We start from the raw sequence: 19,660 nt of genomic DNA, 5'->3' as shown, positions 1-19,660 counted from the left end.
TGGTTGGTGGAGGGATTAATTTCCTCCACTAATCCTTGTAATGTTGATGCTGAAACTTCTTTCTGATTCTTTTCCGCTAAAATCCTTCGTTTGGACTTTGATTATATTTTCCCCAGCTTTTAGGTTGAGAACTCCGACCAAATACCGGTCTTTAAAAAACAAATCATCAAAACTATGTCCTTCTTTCGTTTTCCATTTTCCCTCTTCGAATCGTAAGGATCCAAAGTTGGCTTGTTTGTAAGCCTCTCCATTAAAAAGAAACTTCACTTCCTTCACACCCCGTCTTTGGCTATTTTTGATACCACCATCGATGATACTAACAGTGAGAGGAAAAGCTTTGGAAACATTGATATTGTCCCCATCATTTAAATTTGTAAAATTTTCACCTACATGGATGAAGAGGTTTGCAATCTGAGGAGGCATGGTATCTTCCACAGGGGGAAGATAGGCTAGCGGGTCTAGGAGGGTTTTTCCATAATCCTTTCCTAAAACAAAATGTAAGTGGCCACCGGTGGAGTGGCCTGTGTTCCCTGCGATTCCAATGGTATCACCGGCAGAGACTTGTTTGCCTAATTTAACGGTTTCATTTCTAGATCCACCTAAGTGGTAATAACCGCTCACATAACCGTTTTTATGTGCTATCCAGACAATATTTCCCGAACCACGTTCTTCTTCAAACGGGTCGTCTTCCGCATAACGGGAGTATAGAACGAATCCCTGACTCATACTTTTGACAGGTTGCATGACAGAAGAAATGTCGAGTCCGTTGTGAAAATGGTCCTTTCTTGACTCACCGAAGGTACTCGTGATGAGGCCCGGTAATTCTAAACCCTGAATGGGCCAAACAAACTCTGGTTTTGCATCGGAGACCGGTTCCTCTGCTAAAATAAAACTTGCCAAGAGACTCAATACTACAACAATACTTCTCATGTTTAGAGAAGTCTCCTGGCGGGTTCCTTTTTAGGAAAGTAGATAATGAAACTGGCTTCTCATACCAACGAAGAAATTTTGGAAATTGTCAAGGCATGTGGTGCGGGTGATGAAAAATCCCTCCAGACATTTTTTGACATTTATTCACAAGATATTTACAATTTTCCCATCCGTGTCTTTCACTTAAGTGAAGATGATGCCTCTGATTATTATATCTATGCATTTGAAAGGTTAAAAACGGGGAAACGTTTCAAAAGTTTTGTCGGAAAATCCAGTTTCAAAACTTGGTTTTTCTCCGTTCTCAGAAATTTACTCATCGATTGGCAACGCACCAAAAGAGAGGTCAAAACCCAAACCATTTCCAAAGTCAATAAAGATGGGAAAGAATACAGCACCATCGAAGACGAACCGGACAAACGTTCGGTAGCTCTTGCTTTGGCTGTGGATGTTTCTGACCAGTTTCATTCGGTTTTATCCACAATCAAAATTGAGAACCGCGTTGTGTTTAAATTGTCCTTTGTTTATTACCTTCATTTAGATCCTGAGGAAATTCGTTTTGTAGCGGAAAAAACGAATCGTTCGGAAGAGGAAATTCGAATCGAAGTTTTGAGACTCCGGGAGGAACTTTCGGGCCGCGAAGAAGAAAACCTAAAGATGGAAGATAAAATCACTTCCTTGTATTTGAATATTCTGGATTTGAAGGAACAAAAAAAATCCAAAGCCCAAGGCGATTCAGTAGAAGCACTATATTATAAAGAACGTTTGGATCATGCTCTCGCCAAGAAGTACGAACAAAGAAAGAAACTCATCGAGAAAAAACAAAAAGGGCATTTCCTTGTCCGCACTCCTTACCGGGAAATTGCCAGAATCTTAGGGATTTCCGAAGGTGGGGTCAGCGTCACCTTGCTCCGGGTTTTGGAAAAAATGCAAAAAAAAATGCATTCAATGGCTGGAGAGGAATAAATTCCTTCGTCTTACTTTACAGGGTGGAATTTGACATGGAAAATCAGGGTTTTAACGTAGAAGTGCTGGAACTAGCCAGGGGACTTTTTGTCCGGGGTGAATTTCCTAGTGAGGATGAGTTGCAAAACCATCCTGATTTACAAGATGCATTTTGGTTTTGTGAAGAAGCCTTCTTTGCAAGCCTACGCCAGGAAACGGTGGCAAACCATCCCTTTGCTGAGTCCTGGGATTTGGCCAAGGCAGACATTACACTTACAAAGGCCCCTCTCCCCCTTCCCGAATTTTTAAAAGAATATACTCGTAAAAACCTAGTCCTTCCCGAAAAAAAGGACAACCTCATTGTTCGCCTAACTCAGTCGGGAATCCGAGTCATTGATAGCCTTGTGGAATCATTACAAATTCGAGAGAGTTTTGAGTTTGCCCCTTCCATGCGTTCGGCGTCTGCGGAAGTGCGTTCGGGAGATGCAAACTCTGTTATCTTTGAAGAAACCACCAGCGAAAACCAAAAGTTTTACTACCAAATTGTAAAGGAAAACCAAGAAGAGGTTTATCTTTCTGTCAAAGCAGAGGGAGTCCCTGCATTCCAACAAGTCAACTTGCGTCGAGAGGGAAGGTTCATTCTGTCTAGCAAAATCAATTTGGAAGGCAGTGCTAGCTTTTCCGGGTTAGTCCCAGGTAGTTACACCATTGAGTTTGTAGGCCCTGGCCAATCAAAATCGTTTGACTTGTCTATCCTCGTCGGATAGGTTCATGGGAGCATGCTCTCCCTAATCATCGACAGAGTTGGTAACGTCAATATCTTCAATGTTTTGGAAGATAATCTCCCTGTTGAAGAATCCCATATCCAATCTACGTTAGACGATGATCTAATATTCGAATATTTAGGAGAAGTGGAGAGACTAGTCCATGTTTCTCAGTCCGTACTTTCCAATCCCAACCAAATTCTCAATGCTGATATTTTGCAAGACTTGAAAGTGTTAGGTGAAACTTTTTACCAACAGTTTTTTCCGCTCTCCATCATTGAAAAATTAAAAAACACATCCAAACATAGTATTCATTTTAATATTGATCCGGCTCTCGCTCTCATTCCTTGGGAACTTTTACATGATGGAACCAGTTTTCTTTCTGATAAATTTAGGATTGGAAAAACCATCCGAGGTGGATTACACCGTCCCACTCACCAAGAAAACCGAAAGATCAAAATGCTCATCATTGCCGATCCTACAGAAGACTTACCCCATGCACAAAAAGAAGGGGAAGTATTATTTTCTGTACTCAGCCAAAAGGTACCCACTCATCTTTTGGAGTTAGAATTTATTGGTGGAAAACAAGTCACCAAACTAAAGTTACTTTCTCTCATCAAAGATAAACATATCATACATTATTCGGGACACCTCCATTTTTCAGATGATTCTTTGGAGAATGGTTGGTTGTTGTCCGATGGAAAGGTATTAAAGGCACGTGAGATCAAATCAACGGGAATTGATACCGACTTGGTGTTTTCCAATTCCTGTATGTCGGCAAAGTCTGCGGGCAAAAAATTAAATACAAATATTATGAATCAATACGCAGGAGCATTCCTGACTGCGGGTATCAAAACCTTTGTGGGAACTAATTGGGAAATTTTAGACAACGAAAGGACCATTGATTTTACCGTCAGGTTTTATACTTTTTTATTTTCCGATAAATCAGTAGGTGAGTCTTTATTTTTATCCAAAGAGTTTGCTAGGCGTAATTATCATGCCAATGATTTAACTTGGGCAAACTATGCATTGTATGGAAATCCGGACTTTTCTTTGTTTGTAAAAGAAAGAAGGAACTCCCATTCTGCAAAGATTTTAAATCCTACTTCCGTTTTGGAATTTTATCCTACGCCGATTGCAGTCGCTTATTCTAAGTTAGTTGGATCGGGTAAGTCCAAAACTTCAGGAAAAAACAATATTTTGGGTTTGGTTAAATTGTTCGAAGCCATTAGCCAAGTGGTTGGGATGATGGTTTTTAGTGACCATGCGGCCCATGCCATGAACAAATCCATCCCGAATAACCCAGATGATGCGGTGTCAATACGTAAATGGTGGGAACTTGTTTATGGATGTGTTTGGGATTTTCAAAAACTAAAAATTTCTAGTATTTTGGAAATGGCATTACCCGTTTTACATGAACAAAAGGAAACCATATTCAAAATTGTTGGATGGATGGAATCTTGGGAACGAGATGAAATCAAAGAGGAAGAAATTGAATCCTACCAAATTATTTTACAGTTCTTTTTGGAAAATATGTTATTAGAATTTTCGGAATTGGAACGAGTGAGTATTCTTTTGGTTTCTGAAAATCAAAATCCCCATTTTTATTTTAAGGGTGTGAAACCTGCGTATTTATATCCATCGTCTCCCGGTTCCAAAGACAAATTACAAGAACAACTTTCTAAACAAAAAGGAAATCTTGTTTTGGTTCATGAAAGTCGTAAGATTGTCATTCCATTTCCCACTTACTTTAAGGAAAGAAAGGAAACTGGCGACTTAGAACTTGTGTTTAACGGTCTCACTCCCTTTGTTTCAGGAGCCAAGCAGAATTGAGTTTATGCCATCCAGATGTAGGTAATGTATCTTGTGGTGCCTGTTGTGGTTTGTTCAATTTGAAACTACAACCAAAAGAATTTAAAACTTTATTATTAGAAAGAACAACAGAATTCCAAACCACAGTCAATTTTGAAGTTCGCCATAGTTTTCCTATCTATCGTAAAGAGAGAGAAACCAAAGAAGCCTCTATCCCTAAAAAAGATGATATGACCTACAATTGTCCCTTCTTGGGGTATGTGGATCCAAACAAAGAACGAATCGGTTGTATGATCCATCCTATTTTTACTGGAGATCCTAAAAGCCAAAACTTTTCATTTTATGGAGCTTCTATTTGCCAAGCCTATGATTGCAAAAACAAAGAAAGTATTTTGGCAGACTTATGGGAATCTCTCTTTGTGGAAATGGCAAAAGACTCCGTCGAATATTCATTTTTATCTGCGGATCATATCTTTGTGAGTGCTTTAGCAAAATTCTTTCAGTTTGTAAATATCAGTATGGAAAGAGTGTTTGGGGAATTTCGATTGGAAGTGATGGATTTGTTTCGAACGAGATTACTTAGTTCTGCAGTAAAAAATTTCACATCGTTTGAAATCAATTATGATAGTTTTCCTGACCTTACTGCCTTGGAAGTTTATTTTACAAATGAGATTGGTGGATTTTGGAAAGAGTGGCGGGAAGCGATTAGTAAAAAAAATCCCGGATAGAGTGAACATACCCGGGCTGTATTAAAATGAAATTTGATTAAGCTTTAGCTGTAACAGTTGCTACTTTTGCTTTTGCATCAGCTACAACAGTGTTTGCTTTTCCAATGATAGTTTCTACTTGAGAAATTCCTTCTTGAAGGTATTTTCTAAGGTTTACAGAAACTTCGCTTTGGTCTTGAGCACCTTTAGCAGCTAGGCTTTGGAATCCAGTGTTGATATTAGAGAAAGCTTTTTCAGCCTCAACTTTTGCTGTGTTTACAGCGCCTAGAATGAAGTTTAATCCGTCTTTTACTTGTTGTTCCATTTTCATTTCCTCTTTTGGTTACTATTTTGTGCAATGCACCATCTCTTTTTGTGCGCTGCACAGGAATCTGTCAACCTGTTTTTGTATTTTTTTCCTGCAACGCACCAAAAAAATGGATAGATGCCTCACCCGGAATTTTTGCCCATCCAGTGGAAATCCACATATTTAGAACTTCTCGACCAACGAATTTTACCAGGGAAAAAAGAATTTTTAAAATTATCCACAGCTGAAGAAACCATAGTCGCGATCCGTGAAATGGCTGTTAGGGGAGCACCGGCCATTGCCATCACTGGTATTTTTGGTCTGACTCTTGGAGCTCTCGGCAAGTCTGGCGAGGCCAAACCAGAAGCGATTGAATCTTTACTTACCGCAGTTTTGGAATCACGACCCACTGCCGTCAATTTGAGTTATGCCATTCGGGAAGCAAGGAACCGTGTTAAGGGAATCACGGACTGGGGATCCATCCAAAAAATTTGGGAAACCTATGGTTTGGAAATGATGACAGAAGATCTCGCCGCCAACAAAGCATTAGGTGAAAATGGAGTTTCTTTATTTCCCAAAGACCAACAAGAATTTCATATCATCACTCATTGTAATACAGGAGCCCTTGCTACGGCAGGCCACGGCACCGCCCTTGGTGTGATTCGTAGTCTGCGTGATGCAGGAAAAAAAGTTATTGTTTATGCTGATGAAACAAGGCCCTTCCTCCAAGGTTCCAGACTCACTGCTTTTGAAATGATGGAAGAGGGGATCGAATGTTATATCATTACCGATGGAATGTCCGGTTGGCTCATGAGCCATCGGAAAATTGATGCGGTTCTTGTTGGTTGTGATAGAGTCGCTGCCAACGGTGATACGGCAAACAAAATCGGGACTTATAATTTAGGGATTGTTGCCAAGGAACACGGTGTCCCTTTTTATGTATGTGCCACAAAAGATAGTTTTGATTTGAATTTAAAAACGGGAGATGAAATTCCCATCGAGATGCGTAAAGAATCGGAAGTCACTCAGTTCGATTTTTTAAAAGACGAGAATGGAAAGTATTTATTTCCAGAAGGAAAAACCTCACCTAAAGGGGCTCATGCCTTAAACCCTTCTTTTGATGTAACAAAAGCTCATTTAATCAAAAACTTCATCACAGAATTTGGATGTTTTGTACCCTCGGAGATTTCACTTCGTCTAAAGAGTGTATGACGGAAAAAGCAATTTTAGGCGGTGGATGTTTTTGGTGTACGGAAGCTGTATACCTTCGGATTCCAGGAATCCTTTCTGTACGGTCCGGATACGCAGGGGGATCGACTTCGAATCCCACTTACAAAGAAATTTGTACGGGGACAACGGGTCATGCTGAGGTCATTGAAATTGAATTTGATCCAGAGATCATCACTTACTCCAAAATCTTAGAAGTCTTTTGGATTTCGCATGATCCTACCACACTCAATAGGCAAGGGAACGATGTGGGAACTCAGTATCGTTCGGTTATATTTTATTTGAATGAAAAACAAAAGGATCTGGCTGTGGAATCCAAACGAAAACACGCGTTTATGTTTCCCGATCCGATTGTGACAGAAATTTCTCCCGTGCCAGAGTTTTATCCGGCGGAAGATTACCATCAAGATTATTTCACTTTAAATCCACAGAATCCTTATTGCCATTATGTAATTTTTCCCAAACTAAAAAAGTTGGGACTAAAGCTATAATCGTTATAAGGTTATTTGCCTTTAAAAGCAGTTAACATTGCTTTTTCTTGGTTAGGAAAGAAGTTCATAACAAAGGCAGATTGTGCTTTCGTGATCTTTTCCACTTGTCTTCTGTATTTGATCACAGCTCCCGGATGAGCCGTGTTTCGTACAACAACCTTAACATTGTCTTGGTTGTAACGAGCACCTTTCAGTTCTTCTATTTTTGATCGGAGTAATTCCACAGTTTTACTTTTTTTCTGATACGCATCAAAGATCTCTTTGAACTTTTCTTTTCTCGCATCATCTAGTTTGCCACGAGATCTTTGCACCACTTCTTTGATCTTTTGGATTTCTGGAACCAGTGCTTCTAGTTCTCGTTCAAATTCGGCAAGCCGGGAACTACCTTCAGTGAGTAGTCTATCATTTCTATAATGGAATCCAACTTCGACAACGGTATCCATTTGGGCTGTAGAACCGAGTGAGGACACAGTAATTCCTTGGTATGATATAATGTCAGAACCAATGATGGAAGAACTCTCTCCAGTTAGGATTACGTTTCCCAAACAAAGGATTTTACTTCCTAAAATAAAATTCTCTACAATACAATCTCCATCGATTTCTAAATTTCCGTTTTCGATGAATTTGGCACGAAGGTCGCCTTTGATCCGAATGACACCTTTCCCTTTGGCTTTGACTCCACCTTTCACTTCTAAGTCTTCACCGACGACTACATCAGAAGATTCTACGTTGCCATCTAAATAGAGAGAACCTTGGCAATTGACTACGGCACCTTCTTCGATGGTTCCTTTCACTCGAATGGCACCTTCAAAATTGATGTTCCCTGTTCCGAGACCAATGTTACTTTCGATATTTAATTCGGGAGATACAGTAAGGGAATTGTCCGTAGAAAATACAACTCCGCTGAGACCGGCAAAGTATTCTTTCAGTTGTCGTCCTGGTTTTTCAGGATCTTCTACAGTTTTGGGAAGAACGTTTTTTCCTAAGGTGAGTCTTGGTCTATCAATCGGATTGGGGTAAATGGGATTTCCTAAAACATCAATTCCTTGTTCACCGGCAATACCTTCAAAAAGGGTAGCAAGTCTTTCCCCGTCTTTTACGTGAATGTATTTGTTGATATTTCTATAATCTGCAGATCCGTCTTCTTTCAAAACAACACGTTGTGCTCTTGGGAAATAAAATTTGATCCAACCACTTTCCCCTTGTTTGGCGGGGTTACCTTGAGCCACTATAAAATTAAAATCTTCTTTTACCTTAGTGGAATCTTTTAAAATTTTATCAATTTCGATGGCGGCCTTATCAACCTCTTTCATCAAAATTCGATCCCTGTGAATGGTTGCATTGTCTAGAGCTTCATAAATTAGGATATTGCTCATAGAACCACCTAACAACCAAATTGGTTTTGCCACCAAAGTTGCAGTTAGTCGATCCTCGGAGATTTGGATTTTCAGTCCCCGTTCCGGATTGAAGTCCGGTGCATTTTTTACGTCCATTCTGTAATAATTATCGGCAGGTTTCTTAGGAGAAACGAGAAATTCTATCGGCCGAGCCAATATAGAAAACTTCCAAAAGTCTGAAGGAGTGCCGGGACCCCAAAAATTTGGGAGTGGAGGGGGAGACTGTCCCCGTGAGTTAGCGCCGTCGAGGTGCGGTAAACATAGGAAATTTCTTTTTTCTGAAAGAGTCGGGTTAGTTTTTCGGACTCCTCAGGTGAGATCACAGGGTCTGTTTTTCCATGGAGGAGGGAAACCGGGCCGTCCAAAGTTTCCAATTGGTAAAATGGAGAGAGATTTTCTGGAAGATTTTCAGGGACAGTGTTCAGGACTCGTATCGCAAGTTCTTTGCGGAAGTTTCCATCGGTTCCCACTTGGGAAAAAAAATCTTTGGCCCTGGCGGAAGTTCTTTCGAGTAAATCTTCCGCGAGAATACCAGTGCCAGTTCGTTTGAGTCCATTGTCGAGGGCTGCTTCGTAATATACGGGTTGTAATTCTTCAGCAAGCGCCGGTTCAAAACGATGGAGGAAATTGTAGAGAATGACATAGACTGCATAAGGATCTATTTCGTAGTTCGAAAATACAAAAGGTACGGTATCTAAAAAATCACAATAGGCACCGATGGCCATCGAGGTTTTGATTTTCTTTCTTGTATTGGATTTGGATGCGGCAATGAGGCCCATTCCACCAGAAAAACTCGCGGATAAGTATCCCAAATCATTTCCATTAAAGAGGTGTTTGGTGGAAGAGACTTCCATCATTAAATCTTCGATATGAGCGATTGTCTTTTCTTCGATTCTTAATCCTTTGACTTCAGGGAGTTCGGGAAGGATGACACTATGACCGGAGCTTGCAATGTTTTCGGCAAGTTCCAAAATCCTTGGATCATCAATTCCCATGGCACTCATTCCATGTTGGATATAAACACCTGGTAATGATTCCGGATTTTTGCCGATTGGATAAAAATGAAAGACTCGCCTGCCTGTGTCTGGCAGTTGGAGTTCCTTACGTTCTAAAGTTTTTTTTTGTTTAAGCCCAGCATAACTCAAAACGAGTGGGATTGCCAAAACATAAGGTTTCATTCGGAATTAGTTTTTGGGAGTGGGAAATTTTTCCAACAATAAAACTAGATAGAGTCTACCCATATATTCTTCTCCTCTTCGATCTTTGAGATTGAAGATAAGTATGTATTGGCGAAAGTGTTCTAAGGATATAGGAACGAGTTTATGATTTAAATTTTCTGGTGGCAAAATATCGATTTCGTAACGACCCAGTCTCATTTCTGTAATCAATTTACCTGCAATCTGGTTCGCAAACTCCATCATGATGGAGGAAGAATGGGAACGAGATGTGGGATCAATTTGAAAGGCCTTTGCAATTTTAGGAAGGAGTTTGAGTTTTGTATATCCATCTAAAGCAAGGTATACCTTCCCATTGATATCGCCAATAAATTCCACGAGTGTACAGTTCTCAAAACAAAGCCCTTCATTTTTAGAAGGGCCATAGGCTTCTCGTTCTGCAAATACTAATAGAGACTTTTGAAAGTGTTCCGGTAATACTTGTGAAACAGTCAGGATAAATTTTTCATCAATTAAAGGATCCATTTATGCTGCGTTGTAGAGGATACTCTCTTCTAAAGATTTGTACGCGGCTTTGATCCAAATATCAAATTTGATATCCGGTATGGACCTGTTGGAATAACCGAGTGCCACTTCTGAAGGATATCCAAGGCTATCCAATTCCTCTATGAACTGGTTAAAAAATTCTGAAAACGGATCCAGTCTATCATTGGAGACTAGGCTTGCGTATAAATTTTCTTCTAGTTGGTACAATCCCAAACCAATGACGGAATTTTGTTTTCCAAGTAAATTCAGCCCAATGGCAATTTCCGATTGGAAGTTGGTATCAATGAATTTGAATAGAATGAGTGTTACCTTTTCTTTGGATTCAAATGTTGATTTTGCCATCCCGTAAAAATGCGATACGTTAAAGAGTTTGGTAACTGGGTGTTTGGTTACCTTAGCATATTCTCTTTTTATCATAATCTTTTCTGAGATGATGTTAGATTTTTCCCAAAAGGGTTGGATTTCCGTTTCATTCCAAGACTCTTTGGTAGAGAAACATAAAAATCCAAACAGGTGGGCATTCATAGTAAGTGGAATGTATAACTTGCGTTTGTCGGATGTTATGGCAGGGAGGAGCTCTTTTATCTTTCCTTCTTCATATTCTTCCCATTCCACTGGATTGTCATCGGTTTCCACCATCATACCGGCCTTTTGCCAATAACATTCCTTAAATTCTTTTCCATCGTAATAAACATATTGGATGGATGTGAGTTTTTCGGTGGGAAAAGGGAATGGAAATTCTTTTACCGTTTCGCAAAACAAAGTCCGTTCTTCCGAATGGACAGAGTCTCTCGCAAGTAAAACGGGATCTTTTTTCCAAAGGATCTCTTTTGGTTTTGGTTCCTCGTTGGAAGGTTCTATTGGCAAAGAAGTTTCTGTATCGAAAACCACATCCGTTTGTGGGGTTGGCTCTGTGGGAGTTTCTAAATTTACCGTAGGGTTTGGTTGTAGAGAGTCAGTTTTTTGAAAGTCCAAACTGTATAAAAATAAAGCGAGTAACAAACAAGAAACGGTGAGGAGAGTGAAACTCACCCAAGAAAAATAGAATGCGTACTGAAGGATGACTCCAATGCTAAAAAAAATTGTTGGAATTGTATATCGTTTCATGGTGACTTAGCCGTTACTCAATATAACGGGTAAAATGGGGATTCGCTGAACTGATTTTCCCTTTCCGCTAGGGGCAAATGAAACTCTATTCCGAATTGGCTGAATACTATTTTACCATCGAAGAAGCAAGCCGCAAGTTTTCGGAAGAAATCCTCTTCCTTCGGGAAACATTTAAGCGACATAAAATCAGCACTGTCCTCGACATTGGTTGTGGGACTGGGGAACACATTAAGGAACTCCAAGGAATGGGTTTCAAACCACTCGGTGTAGATGGGTCTCCTCGTATGTTAGAGATTGCCAAAGTTCGATTTCCGCATTGCCTGTTTGAACTTGGGAAAATGGAAACATACGTCGCCAAACAACCAGTAGACTCTGTGATTTGTCTGTATGGAACCTTTAATTATTTGATCAACGATGATTTGGTTCAAAATTTCCTACGGAATTGTTATAAAAATTTAAAACAAGCCGGGCTTTTGGTTTTGGAAATCTGGAATGCAGATCCCATCCACAGAATTAAACGAAAACCCATCACTACCGTGAGTAATGTTAGGCAGGGTGACACAGCCATTCGAAGGAATCGTGGATTTCGTTTAACAAGGGCAGATGATGTAGCGATAGTAGAAGTGAATTATGTATATAATTTGAATCAAAAAGATTTAAAAGACAAACATACAATGCGTGTCTTCCATTTTCCGCAAGTTCAGAATTTCTTAGACGATAATAAATTTGATGTCCTACATGTGTATAGCAACTACGACGGTGAAAAATATATAAAAACCGGCGCTCGAATGCTCATCGTGGCAAAAAAGAGGTCTTGACTTTCCTTTTTCCGTACGGTATCCCAATCTATCGGGAGTTCGTATGTCCAATCCAAACCATTTCCAAGTCATCGTTATTGGAGGAGGGCCTGGCGGTTATGTCGCAGCCATCCGTGCCGCACAATTAGGTTTGCAAACCTGTGTTGTGGAGCGTGAAAAACTCGGGGGTGTATGTTTGAACTGGGGTTGTATTCCCACCAAAGCCCTGTTAGAAAGTGCGCATGTATTGGAACATTTAAAACATGCAGCAAGTTTCGGACTTTCTTGTGATAATGTCAAAGCTGACTTTGATGCTGTAATCAAACGATCTCGTTCTGTTGCCGACCAAATGGCCAAAGGTGTTGAGTTTCTGATGAAGAAAAACAAAATCACCGTGATCAGTGGGGAAGCGAATTTCCAAAATTCCAAAACCATCCAAGTCAAATCAAACTCCGGGGAACCAAATACTTATACTGCCGATTTTTTTATTTTAGCCGTGGGTGCTAAAAACAAAGCTCTCCCTTTTTTGCCATTTGACGGGAAACGTGTGTTATCTGCTCGCGATGCAATGATTGAACCAAAAGTAATTCCGAATCTTGCCATCATTGGGGCAGGTGCTATTGGTGTGGAGTTTGCTGATTTTTATGCAAGTATGGGTTCTAAAGTTTCCATCATTGAATTCCAAGACCATTTACTTCCCAATGAAGATCTGGATATCTCCGGGGTTTTAGAAAGAAGTTTTAAAAAACGAGGGATTGAACAGTATTTAAGTCATGGAGTAGAAACGGCCGTAGTATCTGATTCGGGTGTGGAGTTAACTTTACAAGACCGTAAATCAGCAAAAAAAGAAAAGTTAAACTTTGATAAGGTGATTGTGGGTGTCGGAATCACACCAAACACTAGTTCCATTGGCTTGGATGAAATTGGAATCAAACTAAAAAATGGATTTGTTGAATTTGTTGGGAACTACCGCTCGACAGTGGATCATATCTATGCCATTGGGGATTGTATTCCCACACCATCTCTTGCCCATGTGGCAAGTGCGGAAGGAATCCGGGCCGCAGAAGATATTTCTTTACGGTTGGGAAACCCTCATCATTTACAAATTTCTAGATTGAACTATTCTTATATTCCCGGTTGTACCTATTGCCATCCCGAAGTTGCCAGTGTAGGCCTTACGGAAGAAAAAGCAAAAGCACAAGGTTATGAAATTTCCGTTGGGAAATTTCCATTCACTGCCAGTGGGAGAGCCCAGGCCCAAGGGGAGACAACAGGAATGATTAAAATTGTTTCTGATAAAAAACATGGCGAAATTTTAGGTGCCCATATCATAGGGAGTGGGGCAACAGAACTCATCGCTGAGCTTACGTTAGGTGCCAATATGGAGATTACAGTTAGGGAACTGGCAAACACAATACACGCCCATCCTACTTTATCAGAAGGAATTATGGAAAGTGCGGCGGCGGTGTTGGGTGAAGCGATTAATATTTGAAGGGTGAGAATTGATCGAATCGCGTTTGCTAATATTTTGTCAGAAGGAAACCTGATGTGGTGTAATTTCAGTTGAATTTTCTTTCGAAAGATCATGCGAATTTAAAATTCCGTACAATAAAATGGCAGGAAAAGTTTTTTCAATAATCAAAAAAATACGGATTCAACATTGCGACCCGGCTGGGGTCGTTTTTACACCTCAGTATTTCAATTTATTTATCGAAGTGATAGAAGATTGGTTTTCAGAAGGTTTAAACTATTCTTTTTCTGAACTAATCACAAAGGATGCTTCTGGAATTCCAGCTATGAGCATAGAAGCAAAATTCCACAATCCATCATTACTCGGTGACAATCTTCATTTTTCAATCATTGTGGAGAAGGTCAGAAAAACTACGGTATCTTTGAAAATCACAGCACGTTCTGCGGAATTAGAAAAACGTTGTATCATGAAATTTCTATATGGTTTTTCCAATTTGAATTCGAAAGGATTGTCTCCTTGGCCAAATCAAATTCGGTTAAAAATGGAAGAGTATCTTCCTTAGTAGTCTAATCTAAAAATTTACCCCAGCGCCAGCGATAGCAGCGGAAATCCTTTCGCGAAAGCGAAAGATTGGAGCGTATAGCGCGGTCGAGTATACCGGCAAATTTTGATCAACTAACGAATTCGAGGCGCCCCTTTTATCTTTAACAAAATTTTACCCTTCCTTAATCTCCAAACATCTTTGTATCCACTCCCATGTTTCTTTGGGTCTTTCAAAAGGAAAAAAGTGAGTGAACCCAGGGAAGATGGTGACATCAGACTTGGGATGAACTTTTGTCAGTAGGTTTGCATGTTTCGGACTACAGACTTCAAATTTTTCCGGAATGGCAATGTGGTTTTCTGTTTTGATTCTATAGAAGTTTTTGAAGACATGGAAGTGGGCATGTCCAAAAATCTTTGCTTCCACTTGTGGATCACAACAAAGTTTGACTTCGGTTTCGTTACCAGTGCTTACAAAACAGGAATTTAAATAATCCTCAAAGATGGATGGTTCAAAGTTAGCAAAGGCTGGGAACTTTCTGAAGGATCGCCTAACAAGTTCCATCGATTTAAAATGGCTACGTCTTTTTTTGGCTCCGATTGCCAGTGGGTTTTCCAAAAATTTAGAAAGTAAAATCATCTTCCAACCAAGGATGACAGGATCCATTGCGAGAACCTTTTCAAAACGATCTGGGGCTTTTGCTGCCGCAAGGAGTGAGGAAGCACCTCCGAGTGAGTGGCCAATGATATTTGTTTTGGTGATCGATTCATGATCGAGAAGAGCCAAAATCTGGTCTCGAAACACATTCCAATTTTTGAATTTTAAACTGAACTCCGAACGACCATGCCCTAAAAAATCAGGAGCAATCACTCGGTAGTGTTTTGATAATAAGGAATGATAATAATTGTAACAACCGGCACTATAGCCGTTGGCGTGGCAGAAAACGAGAACGGGACCCGGGGTTTCCGAATCTAAGTAGGCACATTCCCAGTTTCTGAACCGAAAGGATTTTGATTTCATTTTTCTATTTGACCCTTCCCGATTTAGATCGGATTTTGTCTCTATCCCATGCAATTCCAGGTCATCCTCTTCTTCTGTATAGCCGTATTCTTCAATGCATTGGCTAATATTTTAATCAAATCATCTTCCTTACAAGATCATACAAAAACTTTGTCAGGTGGCCTTTGGGATACAATCTTTACTGTGTTTAATCCCTATTTCATTGGTGGACTTGCGAGTTTCGGTTTGGCACTTCTCGGATATCGTTATGTATTAGGGAAAGGTTTGAAACTCTCTCTTGCTTATCCTGTGTTTACTTCTAGTGGATTTATTATCGTTCTGATTGCATCTTCCCTTTTCTTTAAGGAGAGGTTAAACTTAACGCAGTGGATAGGGATCGCATTTATTTTGGTAGGTGTTTGGCTTACCGCCTTGCAAATGTTTGATGTTAAATCGTAAATCTTGAAACCAAAACTTGACCCAATAAAACTAAAAACATTCCTTTTTCTATTTTGTTTTCTTTCTTTTTTCTTTTGTAAAAAAACAGGTTCAACCACTGAACCTGAATTCGTTTCCCCAAGCACGAAAAACCGTCCGAATGTCCTTTGGATTGTCATTGATTCCTTAAGGGGTGATATCATCGGTCGTTATGGTGTGACACCTAACTTGGATTTGTTTCAGAAGAATGCACTCAATTTCCAATACCATTTGGTGAATGCCGCTTGGACTAGGCCCTCCACTCTTGTTTTTTTTACAGGGAAATATGCTTCTGCAAATCCCGTTAATTTTTGGGATTATCCCACAACAAAATCTGAGGTAGATGCATTCTATCGGACAGAAAAACATCCTCTTCCTAAATTACTGAAAAACCATTCCTTTGTGACTTATATGGTGGGGAACAATCCATTTTTGACAGATAAGTTTGGTCTTGGAGTGGATGTCGGCTTTGATCAGTTATACGACTTTTCCAATTATAGCGAAGATACAAAAAAAATTACTAAAAAGACAATGGAAGTATTGGATGAGATAACCTCCGAAGAAAAACCTTTCTTTCTGTTTTTAAACTATAATGATCCGCACAAACCATATACTCCGCCAGAAGGATTTACTGGTCGTATCCAAACCAAAGAAATTTTAGATGAAAAGAAAAGGAATTACCTGGGGGAAGTGGCTTTTGTGGATGAAGAGCTCGGAAAAGTTTTTGAAGAGCTGAAAACTAAAAACCTTTGGGACAATACTCTCATCCTCATCACTGCGGACCATGGAGAGGTCATGCATGCAGCCCATGCCATTTCTCCGTTTACAGGAACCAATACTTACTATGGTCATGGCCAGGATTTGTTTTTGGAAAATATCCATGTGCCACTTCTTATTAAATTGCCTGGAAGTGCGCGTAATCAATCCATTGCGGCAATGACTCGGTCGATTGATTTATTTCCAACGGTCCTTGATTATTGTGAACTTCCGATTCCTAAGTCCATCCAGGGAAAATCGCTCAAACCATTGATTGAGAACTTAGAGACCACCAAACGAACATACTATGGTGAAACTCGATTCACACAAGGGTATGGCGAAGGATCGGAATTCCTTTTGCAAAGGTCTTATCGTTTCCATGAAGTAGGGAAGTTTTGGCAAGGTTCTGTGGGTAGTGAGTTCTATTTGTATTCCGATGCCAAAAAAGATCCCAACCAAGAAAATCCATTACGGATTTCTAATATCTCAGCTTTAAAGGATATGAAGTTAAATCCCTCTTTGGAAAAAAAGATCCTGCGGTTTTGGAAACAAATTCGTTCGATGGAACCCAAACTTCCTTTGTATCATCTTTCGATCCAACCAGAATCAAAAGATACAGAAATACAAATTCATGTACCGCAAGGAACCATTCGTATGGCGACCTTTCCGGAGGATCTTATTGTAGAAGAGAAGGGGAAATTGATACAGATTCATACGAAACGAACGAAGGCCTTTGAAATTAGTTTCGAAGTCTATCCGGATGTGAGTTTTCCTGAATTCAATGTTTGGTTTTCAAAAAAACAAATCCCCAAATCAGAAATCTTTACAGGATACTTTGGTGTGAGTATGGCTTCTTGTCAGTCCAACTGTGATTTGTTATACGAATCGGGATCGCAGCGCCCCGTCATCCATCCGAATGCAAAAGTGTATTTTTGGAAGGAAGGTGGGCAAAAAAAATCCTATGCATCCAAACAAGAATTGGGAACGGATGCTCTGGAGATTTTAAAGAAACAAGGATATGTGCAGTAGATAGATAGAATCCCTTCAATCGTTGTCCTGGTTTGTAACGGAAACATTCGGTAAAGATTCTCCATGAAGTCCACTCCCTCCTCCACTCAGGGAACCAAATAAAATCGAATAAGCCAGATTCCCATCCACAAGGAAATCATCGACTCCCGTTAAGACTACGTTTTGGAAGGTATTCCAATCGCTAGAAGTAAACACTAAACTAGAAACTGACACAGTTCCTTCCGCAACATTGGAGCTAGATACAGGAATGGTGACATTGGAGGCAGGCCTTGCACGCAGTCGCATTTGAAATCTAGACTGGCCACCAATTTCCGTAGTGATTAAGTTAGGTGAAGAGACAAGCCCTCCAGAACTGTTGGGAGATGTCCCACAGGCATTCATTGGATTGGGATCCGTACAAGGAATTATATCATAAATATAGTTGATATGATTGGCTGAAATAGATAGAGGAGTGAGGGCGCTATAAATTGTGGAAGGTGTGAACCCGGTACCTAATTCTCCTGATGTCACAACAGAAGCTATGGTATAACTCACATCCCCAACGGCTGCCGTATCGATGCCAGTCACAGTGACTAGTTGCCCTGTTCCAAAATTTGTTGGTGTGAATGTCAGTGGTGCTGTCGGAAAACTCACAAGGCCACCAGGAGTGGTGCTAAAGTTCACTGTGATATCTGCTGTTGGTTGTGAATCCAGATGGACATAAAATGCAGACGATGCCCCAGACTGCGAGGTAATCACCGTAGCTGGAATGAATCCAGAAGTAGTAACGCCAGCGCTATCATTATCATTCAAAGTGAGCATTGGATAATTAGAAGACGGATAAGGATTCACTCCATTATAAAATCCATCTGAGGAAGAAAGAACCCCCACAACAATCGGACAAGATACATTTCCGTCATCAACAGCATCATCATTGGGAGTCACAGTGATAGTGTTATGTGCTCCCATCGTATTCCAGTTGGCACTGGTGATGGTCACGGAACTTGCGGATAGAGAAAATTGTGGGACAGAGGGACTGACAATCAATTCACAAGGGAAGGTGGTTGTGACCGATACGGGAACCGTGACATCATCGGTTGGAGCTTGGCTAAGTAAAATATAGATGGGAAAGGCTGCCGAATTTTCTGCCCGAGTCATACTGATCGGTGTCACCACAGTAATCGGATTTTCGGATGTACTATAGTTGAGAAGGGTAGCTGTCGTTCCTGTACTTCCGACAAAACTAACATACCAAGAAGGCATGGAACCGATTTCTGTTCCATTCACTGTTACCGTATAACTGACGTTCCCGTCAGTTAAGGCATCAGAAACCCCTTGGATCTCCACAGGAACAGAAGTGCTCCAATTGGTTTCATCAAAGACATATTGTTTGGAACTCACAGGAGATCCACCATCATTGATCATCCCTTCTGTGGAATCAGAGCTAGCAACGGTCACTGTCACTTGGTTTCCAGGAAGGGGCCTGCTTCCCAGTCTGAGACTGTACATCGCTGATTGTCCAGCTTCTGTTGTGAAGTAAGGTTGGCCTGCATTTAAGGTAAATAAAATACTCGGAGAAGGATTGTCATCATCTGTGATGTTGATGGTGATGTCTGCGGGATTCAAACCTTCATAATCGGTTCCCGATCCCGAAATCACACCTAACGTAAGTGTGTGGGTTCTTGTATTGATCTCATTGATCGAATCATTGGTGACCATGACGGTCACCGTTTGTGTTGTAGAATAATTAGTATGAGTGAAGGTAAGACTTGCCGGTGAAAATGTATATTGAGTGGAGTCCGGTAAATTGAAGGTTTCCCCTGTGATGGGAATGGTCACCGAACCAGAAGCACAAGCAGCTAAATTGCCGGGAGTGTCACAAGGAGCCGAATTCAAACGGACAGTGAAAGTACCATCACTTCCTCCTTCGGTGAGATTTAAGGTCGTGGAAGATATTGTAAAACCAACCGTATCATTGTCTGTGACTGTGATCACCAAATTCCCTGTTGCCGCTGTATAACCGGGAAGACTTCCTGTTGGATAGAGTCCTGTGAAATAAGATCCACTGGCTTGGGGGATATGAACTGTGACAGGAATGTTCCCATCATCGAAGGAATCAGAAACGGAACGAATGGTCACCACTTGCACCAACGAACGGGCAGGCTGCGAACTATTCAGGTGATACCAGTGATAGTGGTTGGGATGT

At 40.5% G+C, this 19,660-nt stretch carries 18 protein-coding genes and 1 pseudogene; 11 read left to right on the top strand and 8 right to left on the bottom strand.

The window, feature by feature from the left end:
- Positions 1-15 precede the first annotated feature (15 nt).
- The gene (locus JWG41_RS13420) at positions 16-930 is read right to left on the bottom strand and encodes a M23 family metallopeptidase (RefSeq protein WP_205270443.1); all 915 of its coding nucleotides are present in this window, start codon (positions 928-930) and stop codon (positions 16-18) included.
- A 45-nt stretch (positions 931-975) separates the two neighbouring features.
- Between JWG41_RS13420 and JWG41_RS13415 the strand changes: the two genes are divergently transcribed.
- From JWG41_RS13415 to JWG41_RS13400, 4 genes are read left to right on the top strand one after another with little or no spacing between them, the layout of a single operon-like run.
- Entirely contained in the window at positions 976-1,893 is a 918-nt protein-coding gene (locus JWG41_RS13415; RefSeq protein WP_205270442.1) for a sigma-70 family RNA polymerase sigma factor, read from the top strand.
- A gap of 35 nt (positions 1,894-1,928) precedes the next feature.
- Positions 1,929-2,639 carry a hypothetical protein gene (locus tag JWG41_RS13410; RefSeq protein WP_205270441.1) on the top strand — a complete coding sequence of 237 codons (711 nt, stop codon included), beginning with the start codon at positions 1,929-1,931 and terminating at the stop codon, positions 2,637-2,639.
- A gap of 12 nt (positions 2,640-2,651) precedes the next feature.
- Positions 2,652-4,469 (top strand): CHAT domain-containing protein, encoded by a 1,818-nt coding sequence (locus tag JWG41_RS13405; RefSeq protein WP_205270440.1) that lies wholly within the window; start codon positions 2,652-2,654, stop codon positions 4,467-4,469.
- A complete protein-coding gene (locus JWG41_RS13400) occupies positions 4,466-5,176 on the top strand; it encodes a hypothetical protein (RefSeq protein ID WP_205270439.1) in 711 nt (236 codons plus the stop codon). Before JWG41_RS13405 ends, JWG41_RS13400 begins: the two co-directional genes overlap by 4 nt.
- A 37-nt stretch (positions 5,177-5,213) precedes the next feature.
- On the opposite strand, the gene JWG41_RS13395 is transcribed toward JWG41_RS13400, so the two are convergent.
- Positions 5,214-5,480, bottom strand: a complete 267-nt coding sequence (locus tag JWG41_RS13395; protein WP_205270438.1) for a sigma-54 down-regulated protein — start codon at positions 5,478-5,480, stop codon at positions 5,214-5,216.
- 120 nt (positions 5,481-5,600) lie between these two features.
- Here JWG41_RS13395 and mtnA point away from each other — a divergent pair, with 120 nt between their 5' ends.
- Positions 5,601-6,674 carry an S-methyl-5-thioribose-1-phosphate isomerase gene (gene mtnA, locus JWG41_RS13390; RefSeq protein ID WP_205270437.1) on the top strand — a complete coding sequence of 358 codons (1,074 nt, stop codon included), beginning with the start codon at positions 5,601-5,603 and terminating at the stop codon, positions 6,672-6,674.
- A complete protein-coding gene (gene msrA / locus JWG41_RS13385) occupies positions 6,671-7,180 on the top strand; it encodes a peptide-methionine (S)-S-oxide reductase MsrA (protein WP_205270436.1) in 510 nt (169 codons plus the stop codon). The genes mtnA and msrA overlap by 4 nt, the downstream gene beginning before the upstream one ends.
- A gap of 11 nt (positions 7,181-7,191) precedes the next feature.
- Here msrA and JWG41_RS13380 read toward each other — a convergent pair whose 3' ends face one another.
- The 4 genes from JWG41_RS13380 to JWG41_RS13365 are packed head-to-tail and all read right to left on the bottom strand — an operon-like array spanning position 7,192 to position 11,405.
- On the bottom strand, positions 7,192-8,673 hold the full coding sequence (locus JWG41_RS13380; RefSeq protein ID WP_205270448.1) for a DUF342 domain-containing protein: 1,482 nt from the start codon (positions 8,671-8,673) through the stop codon (positions 7,192-7,194).
- 44 nt (positions 8,674-8,717) lie between these two features.
- Positions 8,718-9,755 carry an alpha/beta hydrolase gene (locus JWG41_RS13375; protein ID WP_205270435.1) on the bottom strand — a complete coding sequence of 346 codons (1,038 nt, stop codon included), beginning with the start codon at positions 9,753-9,755 and terminating at the stop codon, positions 8,718-8,720.
- Between the two features lie 6 nt (positions 9,756-9,761).
- Positions 9,762-10,277: a chemotaxis protein CheX gene (locus tag JWG41_RS13370; RefSeq protein ID WP_205270434.1), complete on the bottom strand. Its 516-nt coding sequence runs from the start codon at positions 10,275-10,277 to the stop codon at positions 9,762-9,764.
- Positions 10,278-11,405 carry a hypothetical protein gene (locus JWG41_RS13365; RefSeq protein ID WP_205270433.1) on the bottom strand — a complete coding sequence of 376 codons (1,128 nt, stop codon included), beginning with the start codon at positions 11,403-11,405 and terminating at the stop codon, positions 10,278-10,280.
- Between the two features lie 77 nt (positions 11,406-11,482).
- Between JWG41_RS13365 and JWG41_RS13360 the strand changes: the two genes are divergently transcribed.
- The 3 genes from JWG41_RS13360 to JWG41_RS13350 all read left to right on the top strand — a co-directional run bounded on the left by JWG41_RS13360 (position 11,483) and on the right by JWG41_RS13350 (position 14,235).
- The gene (locus JWG41_RS13360; protein WP_205270432.1) at positions 11,483-12,223 is read left to right on the top strand and encodes a class I SAM-dependent DNA methyltransferase; all 741 of its coding nucleotides are present in this window, start codon (positions 11,483-11,485) and stop codon (positions 12,221-12,223) included.
- A 43-nt stretch (positions 12,224-12,266) separates the two neighbouring features.
- A complete protein-coding gene (lpdA, locus tag JWG41_RS13355) occupies positions 12,267-13,694 on the top strand; it encodes a dihydrolipoyl dehydrogenase (RefSeq protein ID WP_205270431.1) in 1,428 nt (475 codons plus the stop codon).
- Positions 13,695-13,815: 121 nt separating this feature from the next.
- Positions 13,816-14,235 carry an acyl-CoA thioesterase gene (locus tag JWG41_RS13350; RefSeq protein WP_205270430.1) on the top strand — a complete coding sequence of 140 codons (420 nt, stop codon included), beginning with the start codon at positions 13,816-13,818 and terminating at the stop codon, positions 14,233-14,235.
- A 153-nt stretch (positions 14,236-14,388) separates the two neighbouring features.
- On the opposite strand, the gene JWG41_RS13345 is transcribed toward JWG41_RS13350, so the two are convergent.
- A complete protein-coding gene (locus JWG41_RS13345) occupies positions 14,389-15,288 on the bottom strand; it encodes an alpha/beta fold hydrolase (RefSeq protein ID WP_205270429.1) in 900 nt (299 codons plus the stop codon).
- On the opposite strand from JWG41_RS13345, the gene JWG41_RS13340 reads away from it, so the two are divergent.
- On the top strand, positions 15,283-15,672 hold the full coding sequence (locus JWG41_RS13340) for a DMT family transporter (protein WP_205270428.1): 390 nt from the start codon (positions 15,283-15,285) through the stop codon (positions 15,670-15,672). The two genes, JWG41_RS13345 and JWG41_RS13340, sit on opposite strands and share 6 nt — an antisense overlap.
- A 3-nt stretch (positions 15,673-15,675) precedes the next feature.
- Positions 15,676-17,475, top strand: coding sequence for a sulfatase (locus JWG41_RS13335; RefSeq protein ID WP_205270427.1), 1,800 nt, complete (start codon positions 15,676-15,678; stop codon positions 17,473-17,475).
- 15 nt (positions 17,476-17,490) lie between these two features.
- On the opposite strand, the pseudogene JWG41_RS13330 reads toward JWG41_RS13335, so the two are convergent.
- Positions 17,491-19,660, bottom strand: a pseudogene (locus JWG41_RS13330) (beta strand repeat-containing protein); the annotation flags it as partial.

Source organism: Leptospira chreensis (assembly GCF_016919165.1).
Taxonomy (GTDB): domain Bacteria; phylum Spirochaetota; class Leptospiria; order Leptospirales; family Leptospiraceae; genus Leptospira_A; species Leptospira_A chreensis.
Note: the sequence above shows the minus strand (reverse complement) of the source record. Positions and strands in the feature narration are given on the sequence as shown.

What these genes read in the sequence shown, in the direction of transcription:
- JWG41_RS13375 (WP_205270435.1), bottom strand. Translation starts at nt 9,755, where the DNA reads ATGAAACCTTATGTTTTGGCAATCCCACTCGTTTTGAGTTATGCTGGG.
- JWG41_RS13405 (WP_205270440.1), top strand. Translation starts at nt 2,652, where the DNA reads ATGCTCTCCCTAATCATCGACAGAGTTGGTAACGTCAATATCTTCAAT.
- JWG41_RS13340 (WP_205270428.1), top strand. Translation starts at nt 15,283, where the DNA reads ATGCAATTCCAGGTCATCCTCTTCTTCTGTATAGCCGTATTCTTCAAT.
- JWG41_RS13360 (WP_205270432.1), top strand. Translation starts at nt 11,483, where the DNA reads ATGAAACTCTATTCCGAATTGGCTGAATACTATTTTACCATCGAAGAA.
- msrA (WP_205270436.1), top strand. Translation starts at nt 6,671, where the DNA reads ATGACGGAAAAAGCAATTTTAGGCGGTGGATGTTTTTGGTGTACGGAA.
- mtnA (WP_205270437.1), top strand. Translation starts at nt 5,601, where the DNA reads ATGCCTCACCCGGAATTTTTGCCCATCCAGTGGAAATCCACATATTTA.
- JWG41_RS13365 (WP_205270433.1), bottom strand. Translation starts at nt 11,405, where the DNA reads ATGAAACGATATACAATTCCAACAATTTTTTTTAGCATTGGAGTCATC.
- JWG41_RS13395 (WP_205270438.1), bottom strand. Translation starts at nt 5,480, where the DNA reads ATGGAACAACAAGTAAAAGACGGATTAAACTTCATTCTAGGCGCTGTA.
- JWG41_RS13350 (WP_205270430.1), top strand. Translation starts at nt 13,816, where the DNA reads ATGGCAGGAAAAGTTTTTTCAATAATCAAAAAAATACGGATTCAACAT.
- JWG41_RS13415 (WP_205270442.1), top strand. Translation starts at nt 976, where the DNA reads ATGAAACTGGCTTCTCATACCAACGAAGAAATTTTGGAAATTGTCAAG.
- JWG41_RS13370 (WP_205270434.1), bottom strand. Translation starts at nt 10,277, where the DNA reads ATGGATCCTTTAATTGATGAAAAATTTATCCTGACTGTTTCACAAGTA.
- JWG41_RS13420 (WP_205270443.1), bottom strand. Translation starts at nt 930, where the DNA reads ATGAGAAGTATTGTTGTAGTATTGAGTCTCTTGGCAAGTTTTATTTTA.
- lpdA (WP_205270431.1), top strand. Translation starts at nt 12,267, where the DNA reads ATGTCCAATCCAAACCATTTCCAAGTCATCGTTATTGGAGGAGGGCCT.
- JWG41_RS13380 (WP_205270448.1), bottom strand. Translation starts at nt 8,673, where the DNA reads ATGGACGTAAAAAATGCACCGGACTTCAATCCGGAACGGGGACTGAAA.
- JWG41_RS13410 (WP_205270441.1), top strand. Translation starts at nt 1,929, where the DNA reads ATGGAAAATCAGGGTTTTAACGTAGAAGTGCTGGAACTAGCCAGGGGA.